Below are 14514 nucleotides of genomic sequence, written 5' to 3'. Positions count from 1 at the left end.
TTGGCATTCAGAAAAATAGTTATTGTTGGATGAGGGAACTCCTGCTTGTCCTATTGATAGTTAAGGCTGTTTATGGTTGTTGCCGATCGCCCAAATTCATTTTACATAAATCTTTACAAAAATTTCTGTTTTTTCAGCCTTGGCGTTTGATATTTGACATTTTTTATGGTATAGTTTAACAATGGAAATCTTTGCGTTGATATATTAAAATTCACACCCCATTATTAAAATATACCGCAAGAACAACAAAAAATCAAGCAAATTCAATTCTTTTTTTGGTCGCGGCTCTCTAGCTCTGAGAACGCAACTCATAGGTTTCTAGTTTAGACTATATTACACCAGTGGGAATTGACAATGACAAAAAACCCTTTAGCATCGCTTGGGAAACAAATGTTAAATTCTAAACAGACAGTGCGGGCGATCGCCCTTGGAGCAAGTGCGATCGTCCTGAGCATCTGCATTAACTCCGCAGTAGCGGGGGATCCCTTTCGCAGCAGCAACCAGCAGGCGATCGGGCCAAACACCGAAGCAGCCTTCAAAACAATGTTTGAACAAGGAAACTACAAACAAGCAAAAGTCCAAGTTCAACAAGCACTATTAGCCGAACCAAACGAGCCGCTAGCCTATGCAATGGCAGCCTCCCTATCCTACATCGAGCAGGACTTCAAGTCGATGAATTCCTACGCGCAAAAAACCCGCGAAGTAGGCGAAAACTTGAGCAAAACCAACCCATTACGCGGTAACCTATACACAGCAGTCGGTCACTTTCTAGAAGGAGCAAATGCCATAGCCCAAGAAGGAACAGCCAAAGGCGCGCCCCAAGCACTCAACAAACTGCGAGTAGTATTTCAATACCTAGATGAAGCCGAAAAAATAGCTCCCAACGACCCAGAACTCAACCTGCTTAAAGGCTACATGGACTTAATGCTAGCCACAAACCTGCCCTTTTCCAACCCCAGCGAAGCCATTAAACGACTCGAAGAAAAAGCTTCTCCCCGCTACTTAGCTTATCGCGGCATGGCAGTAGGCTATCGAGACTTGAAAAAATACGATCGCGCCCTAGAATTTGCCAACAAATCCCTAGCAGAAACACCAAACAATCCAGAAATTCTTTATCTCAAAGCACAAATCTTGTTTTCCGAGGCCAGAGGGAAAGACAGCAGCAAAACCTTACTAGAAGAAGCCCGCCAAAACTTCGACGCAGCCTTAGTCAAACCAGACCAACTACCGCGCAGTTTAGTAGCCGAAATCTTCTTTCAGCAGTGCAAAACCCGCAACCGTCTCGACAGCAAATCTCGCAACTGCGACCCAATGCGCGATAAAATTAGAGATGCAGGTGGCATCTGGGGGCCGACGGCTTTACCACCATTATAAAAATACCAAAAAACCATGAAAGTACAGTTTCGCGAGTTTAACCCCTTTGACCTCTGGATTTGGCTGAAGTTTAGCAACGTGCCTTCAAACGGTGAAAAACAGTATGTTGAAGAAGTATTTGACTCTTGGTTTTTTTTGGGAAAACTAGGGGGATTTAATGCAGAAAATTTGCAAGTTCAAGATGAAGGCTTAGATATCAGTGACATGGATTACGATGTTAATCTAGCCGACCAAAGCATGATGGCTTTGATGCACAATATGGGAGAAATGGAGTATCAAGGTGCTTGGGCTCGCTGTTGGTTTGATTTAGGAACTAGCGACGCTATCGGCATCGATATTTTAATTAATGTTTTCCAGCAACTAAGCAAAGAATTCGTGACGGTTGAAGAATTGATTATCGGCGGGGAACATCCAGACTGGCCTGTGGAAAATAGTCGCAGTCGAGATGCTTTTATCCCTGACAATTACTCATCATAGGTCTTTAGTCATTGGTCATTAGTCATTAGTCATTGGTCATTGGTCATTAGTCATTAGTCATTAGGGGCGGGTTTAGCCGGGGATATTTGCTATAGCTAACAAGACAGATAAACCCGCCCCTTCCGCGTTACTTTCTCTATCTACCGTACACTTGGCAGCGTACTCAACAACTGATAAAGAATAGAGTTAATAAAACCGAGGGCTACAGCGCCCAACAAAGCACTCCAAATTCCCCATCGCAAGCGAAATCCATCGACTAGCCAAGCAGCCAATCCAAAGATTGCAGCATTGATAACAATCATAAACAAACCAAAAGTTACCAATACAAAGGGAAAACCAAAAACTACAAAAAGCGGCCGCACCAAAGCATTCAGCAATCCAAAAACTGCCGCCGAAACCATCGCTTTTCCGAAAGTGTCAATGTCCACCCCGATGGGCAACTTGGAAATAATAAAAAAGCTCACCGATGTTACCAACCAAGCAATTGCCAGCGAAACGATATCCATTTACTTATCTCCTTAAAAGACTAAACATTAAATCGGAACAACAACACATCGCCCTCTTGTACAACATACTGCTTTCCTTCACTGCGAACTAAGCCTTTTTCCTTAGCAGCATTCATCGCGCCCGTAGCAACCAAATCTTCATAAGCTACAGTTTCGGCCCGGATGAAACCCCGCTCAAAATCGGAGTGAATCACCCCCGCAGCTTGCGGTGCTAACATTCCGGCGATAATCGTCCAAGCGCGAGTTTCCTGCGGCCCGCTAGTGAAATAAGTCCGCAAACCCAATAAGTCGTAAGTAGCTCGAATCAAAGATTTTAAGCCACCTTCACTCACCCCCAGAGATTCTAAGAAATCCGCCCGTTCTTCTTCTGGTAGATCCACCAATTCTGACTCAACTTGCGCCGAAACTATGACAACCTTAGCATTTTCTTTAGCTGCTATTTCCCGCACTTGTTCGACATAGCTATTTCCAGTTCCCAAATCGTCTTCAGACACGTTAGCCGCATAGATAATCGGCTTGTTTGTTAACAATTCTAAACCTTTAACTAATTCAGCTTCTTCGTCAGTTAAACTGCACTGGCGCACGGGTTTTTCGGCATTCAAAACTACAACCAATTTTTCAAGCACGTCCACTTCTGCTTGAGCTTCCTTATTGTTGCGGGCTTGTTTGCGAGTGCGATCGAGCCGGCGTTCAATTTGAGCCAAATCTGCTAAAATCAGTTCCAGATTGATAATGTCAATATCTCGTTGGGGATCGACAGAACCCGCAACGTGAATGATATCATCATCGTCAAAACAACGGACAACATGGACGATCGCATCCACAGCCCGAATGTGAGACAAAAACTGATTTCCCAGCCCTTCCCCCTGACTCGCACCCTTCACCAAACCCGCAATATCGACAAACTCCATCCGCGTCGGCACAGTTTGGGCAGAATTACCAATATTGCTCAGCACCTTCAACCGTTCGTCGGGTACTGCCACGATACCCGTATTGGGTTCGATCGTACAAAAAGGAAAATTAGCAGCAGTCGCCTTGGCATTAGCAACCAGAGCATTAAACAAAGTAGATTTGCCAACATTAGGCAGTCCGACAATTCCGGCAGTAAGCATAGCTATTTAGAAACATATCACTTCACTGTCTCAAAATATCATAAGTATCAGCAATATATCGGACAGGACTTACGGACGCGGGGTGAGAAACCCAGATTTTCCCCAAAAACCGGGAATATGTGCGTAAGTCCTACATAATTTAGATTGGTTCAGGAATTGTCTGAGGAATCGGCCCCGGAACTGTTTGAGGAATTGGATAAGGTATAGTTTCCGGCACCGGTGCGGGAATTGGCTGCGGAATTGGCGCAGGTACCGGTTCTGGTACGGGGCCGGGAATCGGTTCTGGTACGGGGCCCGGCACCGGTGGCGATGCGGGAATCTCCGGCAGCCCCGGTTCGGTACCGGGAATTTGCGGGCCTGGAAATGGAGTAGGGTTGGGAAAAATCATGTTAGTGCTTCGCTCAGCTTAAGAGATGTTTTACAAACATTTAGTCGCCACTTTTAGCTATTTATTAAACCAAAAATAACTAAGTTGTGGTATTGTTTTATTTTAATAATTTAAACTAAAAAATGCGGGTAACACATCTATCTAAATAGCTATAATTTACTGTTACGCCCGCATGAAACTATGCCTTCGGTATTAAACCAAATATCAAATACAGTAATCAAAATTAATACAATTCTCAAAAAAAATGCAACTGTAGGGAAGATCCAGTCAGTCATCCCCAATCTAAAATATAAAATCTAAAATGGTATAAGTGTGTCAGCACCAAACTCTCAACAACAAACACCGCTATTAGATGCCCTGCGCGATCGCACAAACCACCATCACAGCCCATTTTACGCCCCCGGACACAAACGCGGACAAGGCATCTCCCAGCAGCTAGTGGACTTATTCGGTGCCGCAGTATTTCGCTCAGATTTGCCCGAATTACCAGAATTAGACAATCTCTTCAACCCAGAAGGTGCAATTGCGCGAGCTCAAGAGTTAGCAGCAGCAGCATTTGCAGCAGACTCAACTCGCTTTTTAGCAAACGGTTCGACTTGCGGAATCATCGCAGCCATTGTAGCGACTTGCGGGCCCGGCGATAAAATTATCTTGCCTCGAAATATCCACTCCTCGGCAATATCCGGCTTAATCTTATCCGGTGCAATTCCGATTTTTGTTGCTCCAGAGTACGATCGCACTTGGGATATTGCCAACAGCATCACCCCAGAAGCCACAGCAGCAGCCCTAAAACAACATCCCGACGCGAAAGCAGTCATGGTCGTCTACCCAACCTATCACGGCGTTTGCGGGGATTTGCGGGCGATCGCCCAAATTACCCATCAATACAACATCCCGTTATTAGTAGACGAAGCCCACGGCGCGCACTTTAACTTTCACCCAAACTTACCAGAACCGGCCCTATCAGCCGGGGCAGATTTAACGGTACAATCAATCCACAAAACCCTCGGTGCAATGACACAAGCATCGATGCTGCACGTCAAGGGCGATCGGATAAATATCCAAAAACTCGATCGAGCATTACAGCTAGTACAATCCACCAGTCCCAGCTACTTATTATTAGCATCATTAGACGCGGCTCGCCAACAAATGGCCCTCCACGGCAAGGAATTAATGGCTGAAACTTTACTATTAGCAGACAAAGCGCGATCGCACATTAGTCAAATTCCCGGATTGTCAGTTTTAGAACCGTTAAACACACCAGGTTTTGCAGCCTTAGACAGAACCAGGCTAACAGTAAAAGTATCCGATTTAGGCATCACAGGATTTGCAGCCGATGAAATTCTACACTCGGAACTCGCAGTCACAGCAGAACTTCCCATGCCGCAGCATTTAACATTTATTATAAGTTTGGGAAATACAGAATCAGATATTGAAAATCTAGTTAAAGCTTTCACGGTTTTAGCAGAAAAAAGCAAGTTCGGCAGCGATCAATGTGCGGGATTTAACGGATTTAATAGCTCGATATTTAAGCAAGAAGCAACAAGCAAGAAGCAAGATTTTTCCCCTCCCCCACTCTCCCCCTCTCCCATTCCCCCCCTCTCCCCCTCTCCCATTCCCCCCCTCTCCCCCTCTCCCCCTCCCCCACTCTCCCCCTCTCCCATTCCCCCCCTCTCCCCTTCTCCCCCTCTCCCCCTCTCCCCCTCTCCCACTCCCCCACTTTCCCCCCGCGAGGCCTTCTTTTCCCCGGCGGAAACGGTAGGAATAGACCAAGCGGTCGATCGCCCAGCCGCCGAACTCATCTGTCCCTATCCCCCAGGAATACCAGTTTTGATGCCCGGTGAAATCATTACCCCAGAAGCCCTAGACTACCTGCAACAAGTCCTTGCAGCAGGCGGAAAAATCACAGGTTGCAGCGATAGAAGCCTCCAAACTCTCAAGGTTGTGCGACAGTAAATATGAAGGATTGGGGAGAAAGGGGAGAATTTCTATTTTTTCTGACTTCCAACTTAGGTCTGGCTTCAATCTAAAATCTAAAATCTAAAATCTAAAATAAAACTATGCTTTGGCCCTACGTGACTCCTGGTATTCCCGATGACTTATTTGAACGTTTACCGGGAATTCCCATGAGTAAGCGAGAAGTCCGACTGCTGTTACTCTCCCACCTGCGGCTGCAAGCAGACTCAGTGGTGTGGGACATCGGCGCAGGTACTGGTACAATTGCTGTAGAAACAGGTTTGCTGTGTCCCAAAGGTCGGATTATCGCCGTCGAAAGGGACGAAGAAGTAGCCAGCTTGATTCGCAGAAATTGCGATCGATTCGAGCTCAAAAACGTAGAAGTCATCGAAGGTAGCGCCCCAGAATGCCTCGAAAACCTATCCCAAGCCCCCCACCGAGTCTGTATCGAAGGAGGTCGCCCCATTAAAATGATTCTCAAGGAAGTCTGGCGGTACTTGCAGCCCCGCGGTCGAGTTGTCGCCACAGCATCGAATTTAGAAAATCTTTACGCCCTTTCCGAAAGCTTCGCCGAGTTGCAAGTCCGCAACATCGAAGTAGTCCAGTCCGCCGTCAACCGTTTGGAGACTCGCGGCCTGAGTCAAACCTTTGCCGCCGTCAACCCCATCTTCATTCTCAGCGGCGAAAAGCTGGATTAGTCATTAGTCATTGGTCATTAGTCATTGGTCATTAGTCATTAGTCATTAGTCATTCGTCATTAGTCATTCGTCATCAGTCATTAGACTGACATACTTCACGCGCGAAATTAAAGATGATGATGTGGGCCCAGACGCTGTATGACTGAGAATCAAATACTAAATGTAATTCTTAACCTTTTTTACGTTCCCTTAACGTTCATACTTAGAATAAGGGCGACCATAGCTGGATCGATCGCCTGAGTTGAGATTTTGGATCGCCAATTGGTGATGCGGTTGGCTGTACAAGCGAGAAACCCGTACCTTAACAATCCTTGCATCCCAAATCCCAAATCGACTAACCCCTGCCCAAAACCAAAATTTTAGACTAAGAGTTCAACCTCCCAGATTCATCTGCCCTTGTAAATCTAAAATCTAAAATCTAAAATCTAAAATCGACTGACCCGCCATCTGCTGTGAGAAATTCATTTTATGCCTTGGTCTCGTATCCTGAGTGGAATAGTTGCGATCGCCCTTGCTTTGGGAATGATTATTATGGGGGGATGGTACTTCACCCTCGGTTTTGGAGTCATTGTCTACCTCGGTCAATTGGAATATTTTGAATTAGCCCGGGCTAAAGGGATTTTACCCGCTGCCAAAACGACCTTAGCTGTCAGTCAAGGTCTGCTAATTACTGCGGCCTTGGCCCCGCAACTCGTAGACGCCATGTTTCCCCTAGCCGGAACCTTAATCTGTTTCTACCTGTTATTCCAACCTAAATTATCGACGATTGCCGATATTGCCTCCTCAATTTTAGGATTGTTCTACGGCGGTTATTTGCCCAGCTATTGGGTACGGCTGCGAGTCGGTCTCGACCAGGCAAATATTGCTACAACCCAATTTTCCCAAACAGTAGCCAGCAATGCGCCCGTTAACATTCACCCGTCCCTGTCTTGGACAAGTCACAGCAACCTATCTTTAGGATTCACTTCGCTGCTGCTGGCTTTCTTCTGCATTTGGGCCGCTGACATTGGCGCTTACTTTGTCGGCAAATTCTTCGGTCGCACTAGCCTCTCCCACATCAGCCCCAAAAAAACCGTTGAAGGTGCCGTATTTGGTGTTTGCGGCAGCATCGCCGTGGCCGTCGCCGGGTCTTGGTATTTACAATGGCCGGGCTGGCCCTATACTGGGGCTGCTTTTGGTCTGTTGATTGGGGTTGCTAGTTTGTTGGGAGATTTAACTGAGTCGATGATGAAGCGAGACGCGGGGGTTAAGGATTCGGGACAGTTGATCCCCGGTCACGGCGGCATTCTCGATCGCACTGACAGTTATGTTTTTACCGCACCATTAGTCTACTATTTTGTGACTTTGTTATTGCCCGCGATCGAGTCTTTCTTTTGACAAGTCGGAGCGAATAAACTTGAATTGCCAAAGTCATAAACTATCTTGAAAAGCATCTGCGTTGATCTGTGTGGATCTGCCTTTCATCTGCGGTCGATCTATCAATCAAAGATTTATGCAATCCTGTCTAATCGGGTGAGATCCGGCTAAGGCAAAACTCTAATTGAACCCCGACAAACAATCTCCCCCGGACTCAAAATTAAGTCCTCAATCTCGACTTCCTGCCCAAAATCAATTTTAAAATCATTGACATCACTGCTCTTTAATTCTAGATCAACTTCGATTTCCGGTGCTTCAAACACCAATTCGCGACCGCTGGCTATCCGCAAACCAGTCCGCAATACAACAGGAATTTGCGTGTCGCCAGCGCCCAAAAGAGTCGCCGAAAGCGTCAACTTCCCTGCCTCAATTGTGATCTGCGAATTTTCTAACTTCAGCGACTTTTCGCGATCGGTCAACGGCAGCATTGGTAGCAAAAACTCGCTCAAAGCATCAGCCAGCAAAGGCGCTTTCAGCGACGCATTCAAATCCGCTTGGCTGAGCCTCAAAACGCCTGTTACGGGAATGGATTCGAGCAGCCGCAGTGGTTTGCCTTTGAGAGCTTGACCGAGATTGATGCGAATGCCACAGCCCTCTAGGGCAACTTCTGTTAAGTGTAATCCTTTATACACAGCACCGCTCGCAGCCACTGTTACCTTGGGGATCGCACCGCTGAAAATTTGTCGATCGCTCCCCTCAATTTTCACCTTCAACTCGTCAACCTGCTGAACTTGCGATCGCAGCAACAACTGCACCGCCGGAGACAGCACCGAACTCGCGATCCGGCTGCCTTGGCTCGGTGGCGGTGTCCCCGGTTCCTCGCCGAGATTAGGAGTTTCAGCAGCGCCAGCAGCGCCAGCTCTATTGTCAAATAAAAGAGAGTTACGATCGACAGTCATAAACAATTTCAGAATACAAACCCTTAATATTCAAGCACAGAAACTCAACTAGGACTCGCGCATCCGGCCTCAGAAACCCGATTTCTGCACAGATATATCGCCGTCAACCTTTGATTTTGCCTGATAACCGGGTTGATGAGTGTAACCCCTAAATAACATAACCAAAGAAGCAGAAATCAGGAATCAGCAACGCCTGAAGCAGCAAAATTTTCACCCTTTCCCCCCTCAGGATCTCTCCTGAGTTGGCGAGTTATGCGATCCCCAGATAAATTTCGCGATCGAGCGTATAAAATTAACCAGCAGTACCGGTTTTATGGTAGTGTTGGTGAATAGTCGGGTCAGACCCACACATCTCAAACCAGCAACAAACTAAGGGTGCAGGCAATCGCCTGCCACGAGTCTTTTCCTCGTAGTTTTTGCACAACATTCAGGGTTATGCCATAAGGACAATCTGCACCGGGCGCAACGCCCTGTAAGGATTGATCCAGCATTAAAATTTATTCCCAACCAGGAATTGAGCATTGATAGTAAGGTTAATCCATTAACCGTGTCGTACTTCCTCCCCCCACCGCTCTCCGTTGGCGGTTTCCACACTCCCGTCATGTCTGACCAAAGGCTGCAAAAAATCCTCGCCCAGTGGGGCATTGCCTCTCGCCGTCTTGCAGAACAGATGATTGTAGCTGGACGAGTCCGAGTTAATGGCAATATTATTCATTTAGGACAAAAGGCAAATCCCGATCGCGATTTCATCGAAGTCGATGGAGTCCCAGTCAAAGCAACGGATCGACCGGCAGAGCTTTATCTGTTGCTCAACAAACCGGCAGGCGTAGTTTCTACTTGCAGCGATCCCAGAGCTCGATCGAAAGTTCTCGACCTACTGCCACCCCAACTGCGCTCAGGTCAAGGCATCCACCCCGTAGGACGCTTAGATGCAGATTCCACAGGCGCCCTCTTGCTCACCAATGATGGTAAGCTGACATTTTGTTTGACCCATCCGCGTCACTCGATCGCCAAAACTTATCAGGTTTGGGTGCTCGGCGATCCCCCGGAACCCATACTGCAAGCCTGGCGTCAGGGCATCATCTTGTCCGGTAGAAAGACTTTGCCCGCCAAAGTTAGAGTTCTCGATCGCGCGCGAGACAAAACTCTGTTAGAAGTCATTCTATCAGAAGGGAGAAACCGACAGATTCGGCGAACCGCCGAACAGTTGGGATATCCCGTAGTGCGCCTGCACCGCACAGCCATTGGCCCGATTCAATTGCAGCCGCCCGCTGGGCCAATATTGCCACCGGGCTGCTACCGACCCCTAGAAGATTCAGAAATTATTTTTTTATGGAATCTAGTCAACCTAACATCAATCAGCGTGCCACTGAATCCCCAGGAGCACAGCAGATGACAAAGAATTTATTGTTTTTATTCTTCAAAATAACTAAGCAGAAACAGCACTCCCAAGAGCCAGAACCACCCCAGAAGAAGCTAGCGGAAATTGGCGCTCAACTCCGCCAGTACCGGGAACAGCAGTCGATTTGTTTGGACAAAGTAGCCGTGGTAACCATGATTCGGCGCAATCTGCTGCAAGCCATCGAGGACGGCCAACTAGATCAACTCCCCGAACCCATTTACACTCAGGGTTTGATCAAGCGGTACGCCGAAGCAATGGGTTTGGACGCAGCTCAGTTTGCTGACTTTTTCCCGATCGAACCGCCAGCGCGATCGGCCACCCAGCTATCCTGGCAGAATGGGCCACAATTGCGGCCGATGCACCTGTACCTCTTTTACACATTTCTAATTATCTGTTCAGTCAATGTCTTATCTCAGTTAATGGGCGGTTCTCTGACAGCAAAAAACGGTGCGGGAACCAAAGAACCAGCACTTGAGCAGCAAGAACAAGCTCGTTTATTTGCTGAGACATCGAGCGCCTTAAAAAATCATAAAGCCGATAGTTACGATGCTCTGGAAGCAGCAAGAACTGGTCAAAATTTAGATAAATCTAGCAATCAACCAGTCATGGTTAGCCTCACTTTTAAGGCAGAATCCTGGATCCAGATTGAAGTTGATGGCAAACCCCAGTTTGAGGGAACTTTGCCAGTCGGCACTGTGCGCACTTGGCAGGCCACAAACAAATTGGTAGTTGTAGCTGGTAACGCCGGCGGGGTAATGATTGCTGTGAATAACGGACAAGCCGAACAACTCGGAGAACCCGGAGTTGCCAAAGAAGTTGTTGTTACCGCAGACGAATCCAAGCCTTCAGCAAAGCCCAAAAATCAAGGTTAATGGGTAATGGGTAACGGGTAACGGGTAATCGGTAATCGGTAATCGGTAATGGCTGAAACTCCATAGCTTTTAATTAGAATGTCGGTCTTTATTGACTGAGTACCAATTACCAATTACCCATTACCCATTACCAATGTTTGTTCAATTTCTCTGGGGAGCGCGCCCGGTGATGTAAGTCATGGTTTTTAGCCGATCGCGCACCTCCCAATTCAAAGCCTCGCGCCGATACCGCCAGCCCCAATTTCCCTCTGTTTTCCCCGGAAAATTCATCCGCGCGTCCGTATCCAAACCCAACAAATCCTGAAACGGCACGATCGCCAAATTAGCAATAGAAAACCAACCCATGCGAATTAAAGACCAGTGAATTCCTTGGGGATCGATGCAGCCCAAATAACGCAAAACCTCATCTCTTTCGTAGTGTTGCAGTTGATTGAACCAGCCGACAGTCGTGTCATTGTCGTGAGTACCCGTGTAAACTACGCAGTTGCGAACGTAATTGAAAGGCAAAAAAGGATCGCCAGGGCCCGCGCCGAAAGCAAACTGCAAAATCTTCATTCCCGGAAACTCGAAGCGATCGCGCAAAGCTTCCACTTCAGGAGTAATTACCCCCAAATCCTCAGCAATAATCGGCAAGTTCCCAAACTTTTCATTAATTACCTCAAACAAAGCCGTTCCCGGCGCCTTAATCCACTCTCCCTCCATCGCAGTATCCTGCCCGCGCTTCACCGCCCAGTAAGCGTCAAATCCTCGGAAGTGGTCGATCCGGCTCACATCTACATAATCGAAAAGCGCTTCAAAACGCTGCACCCACCACTCAAAATTATTTGCTTCCAAAGCCTCCCAATTGTAAACAGGATTGCCCCACAATTGACCTGTGGCGCTGAAGTAATCCGGAGGAACACCCGCCATTAAAGCTGGTTCTCCGCTTGCTTCATCCAAACAAAATAAATCAGGATGCGACCACACATCAGCGCTATCGTGAGCTACATAAATCGGAATGTCGCCAATAATTTTAATTTCGCGCAGGTTCGCATAGCGTTTCAACTCTGTCCACTGGCGGAAAAACTCGAACTGGACGTATTTGTAGTAATAAATCTCAGTATTTAGCTGCTGCCGCCACTTGTCTAGCGCCTCCGGTTTGCGTCGGGCAATTTCTGGTTCCCAAGTGTGCCAGCTAGCTCCGTTGAAGCTGTCTTTGAGTGCCATAAATAAGGCATAATCTTCCAGCCAAAACGCTTTGGTTTGGCAAAAACCCGAGAATTCTTTTTGCTCCACCGGCGATGCTTTCGCTTTGAAGTTTTCGCAGGCTTTTTTGAGCAGTGGTATTTTGTGCGCGATCGCCCAATCGAATTCTACAGTATCCAGCGGAAATTCCGGCGAACCATTTAAATCTTCATCGCTCAGCAATTGCTCGTCCCGCATAATTTCCGGGCTCAGCATCAGCGGATTTCCTGCCATTGCTGAATAGCACGAATAAGGAGAATTGCCGTATCCTGTCGGGCCCAGTGGCAATATCTGCCAGTATTGCTGGTCGCTCTCTACTAAAAAGTCAATAAAGCGATATGCTTCTATTCCCATATCCCCAACGCCAAATCGGCTGGGGAAAGATGTCGGGTGGAGTAAAATGCCGCTAGCTCGGGGAAAAAGCATAATCTATCTAAAGATATAGGAGTTAAACATTGACAATTTGACCGATATTCCCTACAGGTTAAACTTCGCAGTTTGTAGGGCGATTTTCAGACCAAATACTTTTGCGATTGTCTCATATTTTCTGCGGGAACGTGCTTGCTAAATATTTGTATCGCCATCTCATCACAAATGCTGAGCCGATCGCAAAATATCAAGCTCTCCAGTTACGCGCTTACCAGCACTGTTGCCAATTGGCTTCTCTTACCCTGGATCGCTTGCTACTAAATATTTTGGTCGATCGCACCCAGTTTCTGGACAACTTTCTTTATAACTTTTATTTGGCTTTGGCCCTATCTGTCTGGAGTCGTACATTGCGATCGAGGGCCAAACATCATACAATTTTCCAAACAGGATGCAACTGCTTTACCCTTGATCCAAACCCTGATGTAGTAAGTTATGCGCTATTTTCAAATTTCAAATTTCAAATCTCAAATGGCATCAGCCCTCCCTCTGCTGAAAGCCAATGCACAAATCAGCCGACTGTTTTTGTATCTCAACAAACAGTCGGCTACGAAATTACGCTGAAAATGCTGAGTTTAAGTTTCCTTATTCAACAATTTCTCCACTTGTTTGAGAGCTATAGTGCCGACGTTGTATGCAGCCCAGCCGCCCGCCAACAAAACGGGACTCAATACTATTAGTATGCGCCAGTCAAAATCCATGAGTTCTCCTCCTAAAGTTTTTTAACAAATTATCATAATCTATTTGTATCTCATTTTGTCGCCATTCTCCTGACTCCTTAAGCAAATATTGTCGCCGAAAAAGTTCCTCCACAGCACTCGCGATCGCGCTTGCAGGACATCGCGCCCCAGGAATTGAGACCCCACCGCTCTCATTGCATCAAATTATCCCAAAATCTGTTTGGCAATCCCTTCCACCACCTGAGTTAGAGGATCCTTAGGGAAGTGCAAGGCAAACACCCCCTTGCTCGCTAACAGCATCATCTTGTCGCTGTGGGGCAGCACCCCTACAACTGGGATGTCATAAATACTCTCTACTTGCCGCTTCAAATCGTCGAAATCCAAGGATTCTGGGGCTTTGTTAATCGTGATCAAAATCTTGGGGACTTCTAATTTGCGGGCCACATCTACCGTGACAGCCGTTCCCTGAAAATCTTGCTGATCCGGACGCAGAATCAGCAGCAGGATGTCGGAAATCGTAATGCTGAGCAGGGTTTCTTCGTTGAGTCCCGGATGCGTGTCGATAAATAGGTAGTCTAAGTTCAGAACATCGATCAGTTCTTGAAAGCCGTCGGTAAGCAGTCCCACGTCGTAGCCTTCCCGCAACACTCGCGCTATCTCCCCTGCTTTAATGCTCGAAGGAATCAGGTAGAGGCTGCCGTTACGGGCTAATTTTGGCAGCAGCGAACTCACATTGTAAGCCGTATCCGAGATCGGACACCGGCCCCACAGGTAATCATTCAGACAGCGATCCATGTTTTTATCGCTGAAACCGAACAGTACGTGAATCCCGGGCGATTGAATGTCTGTGTCCACAATGGCGACCCTATGTCCGCCGCGAGCGATAATAGATGCCAGGTTTGCGGTCATGTTAGATTTGCCAGTGCCACCCCGGTAAGAGTGGACAGAGATGATTTTAGACATGATATGCGTATTGCCAAGATTGAACAATTATCTATTTAAGTTTAGTCATTTATGGACTTTCAAGTTTTTTAGATGCTGGACTTTTATTGAGATCGGTTGTTGATGTATGTCCTCTATAGGT

Annotated in this window: 14 protein-coding genes; 7 read left to right on the top strand and 7 right to left on the bottom strand. The window is 47.1% G+C overall.

Annotation, left to right across the window (positions count from 1 at the left end; genetic code table 11):
- Positions 1-390: 390 nt before the first annotated feature.
- Together QUB66_RS00340 and QUB66_RS00335 are read left to right on the top strand one after the other, a co-directional pair.
- Entirely contained in the window at positions 391-1374 is a 984-nt protein-coding gene (locus QUB66_RS00340; RefSeq protein ID WP_332965738.1) for a Sll0314/Alr1548 family TPR repeat-containing protein, read from the top strand.
- A 15-nt stretch (positions 1375-1389) separates the two neighbouring features.
- Positions 1390-1851: a DUF3531 family protein gene (locus QUB66_RS00335; protein WP_265235271.1), complete on the top strand. Its 462-nt coding sequence runs from the start codon at positions 1390-1392 to the stop codon at positions 1849-1851.
- 140 nt (positions 1852-1991) lie between these two features.
- Here the strand turns inward: QUB66_RS00335 and QUB66_RS00330 are convergent, their stop codons facing one another.
- The 3 genes from QUB66_RS00330 to QUB66_RS00320 form a co-directional block, all read right to left on the bottom strand.
- A complete protein-coding gene (locus QUB66_RS00330; RefSeq protein ID WP_332965737.1) occupies positions 1992-2357 on the bottom strand; it encodes a phage holin family protein in 366 nt (121 codons plus the stop codon).
- Positions 2358-2377: 20 nt separating this feature from the next.
- Positions 2378-3469, bottom strand: coding sequence for a redox-regulated ATPase YchF (gene ychF / locus QUB66_RS00325; protein WP_332965736.1), 1092 nt, complete (start codon positions 3467-3469; stop codon positions 2378-2380).
- A 139-nt stretch (positions 3470-3608) separates the two neighbouring features.
- Entirely contained in the window at positions 3609-3857 is a 249-nt protein-coding gene (locus QUB66_RS00320) for a gamma-aminobutyric acid A receptor, epsilon-like protein (protein WP_265235268.1), read from the bottom strand.
- A gap of 312 nt (positions 3858-4169) precedes the next feature.
- Between QUB66_RS00320 and QUB66_RS00315 the strand changes: the two genes are divergently transcribed.
- The 3 genes from QUB66_RS00315 to QUB66_RS00305 all read left to right on the top strand — a co-directional run bounded on the left by QUB66_RS00315 (position 4170) and on the right by QUB66_RS00305 (position 7888).
- Positions 4170-5813, top strand: coding sequence for an aminotransferase class I/II-fold pyridoxal phosphate-dependent enzyme (locus QUB66_RS00315; RefSeq protein ID WP_332965734.1), 1644 nt, complete (start codon positions 4170-4172; stop codon positions 5811-5813).
- Between the two features lie 104 nt (positions 5814-5917).
- Positions 5918-6511 (top strand): precorrin-6Y C5,15-methyltransferase subunit CbiT, encoded by a 594-nt coding sequence (gene cbiT, locus QUB66_RS00310; protein ID WP_265235810.1) that lies wholly within the window; start codon positions 5918-5920, stop codon positions 6509-6511.
- A 468-nt stretch (positions 6512-6979) separates the two neighbouring features.
- On the top strand, positions 6980-7888 hold the full coding sequence (locus QUB66_RS00305; RefSeq protein WP_332965732.1) for a phosphatidate cytidylyltransferase: 909 nt from the start codon (positions 6980-6982) through the stop codon (positions 7886-7888).
- A 146-nt stretch (positions 7889-8034) separates the two neighbouring features.
- Here QUB66_RS00305 and QUB66_RS00300 read toward each other — a convergent pair whose 3' ends face one another.
- Positions 8035-8826 carry an LmeA family phospholipid-binding protein gene (locus QUB66_RS00300; protein WP_332965729.1) on the bottom strand — a complete coding sequence of 264 codons (792 nt, stop codon included), beginning with the start codon at positions 8824-8826 and terminating at the stop codon, positions 8035-8037.
- 601 nt (positions 8827-9427) lie between these two features.
- On the opposite strand from QUB66_RS00300, the gene QUB66_RS00295 reads away from it, so the two are divergent.
- The gene (locus QUB66_RS00295; RefSeq protein WP_265235807.1) at positions 9428-10222 is read left to right on the top strand and encodes a pseudouridine synthase; all 795 of its coding nucleotides are present in this window, start codon (positions 9428-9430) and stop codon (positions 10220-10222) included.
- Positions 10219-11100: a helix-turn-helix domain-containing protein gene (locus tag QUB66_RS00290; protein ID WP_332965728.1), complete on the top strand. Its 882-nt coding sequence runs from the start codon at positions 10219-10221 to the stop codon at positions 11098-11100. The genes QUB66_RS00295 and QUB66_RS00290 overlap by 4 nt, the downstream gene beginning before the upstream one ends.
- Before the next feature lie 141 nt (positions 11101-11241).
- On the opposite strand, the gene malQ is transcribed toward QUB66_RS00290, so the two are convergent.
- From malQ to QUB66_RS00275, 3 genes are all read right to left on the bottom strand, one after another.
- Positions 11242-12750, bottom strand: a complete 1509-nt coding sequence (malQ, locus tag QUB66_RS00285) for a 4-alpha-glucanotransferase (RefSeq protein ID WP_265235805.1) — start codon at positions 12748-12750, stop codon at positions 11242-11244.
- A 575-nt stretch (positions 12751-13325) separates the two neighbouring features.
- A complete protein-coding gene (locus QUB66_RS00280; protein ID WP_265235804.1) occupies positions 13326-13451 on the bottom strand; it encodes a photosystem II protein Y in 126 nt (41 codons plus the stop codon).
- A gap of 183 nt (positions 13452-13634) precedes the next feature.
- Positions 13635-14393 carry a MinD/ParA family ATP-binding protein gene (locus QUB66_RS00275; RefSeq protein ID WP_265235803.1) on the bottom strand — a complete coding sequence of 253 codons (759 nt, stop codon included), beginning with the start codon at positions 14391-14393 and terminating at the stop codon, positions 13635-13637.
- Between the last annotated feature and the right edge of the window lie 121 nt (positions 14394-14514).

Origin of the sequence: Microcoleus sp. A2-C3, from assembly GCF_036706065.1 — a bacterium.
Lineage (GTDB): Bacteria > Cyanobacteriota > Cyanobacteriia > Cyanobacteriales > Microcoleaceae > Microcoleus.
The sequence above is the reverse complement of the archived record's forward strand: the minus strand, read 5'-3'. Positions and strand labels throughout refer to the sequence as shown.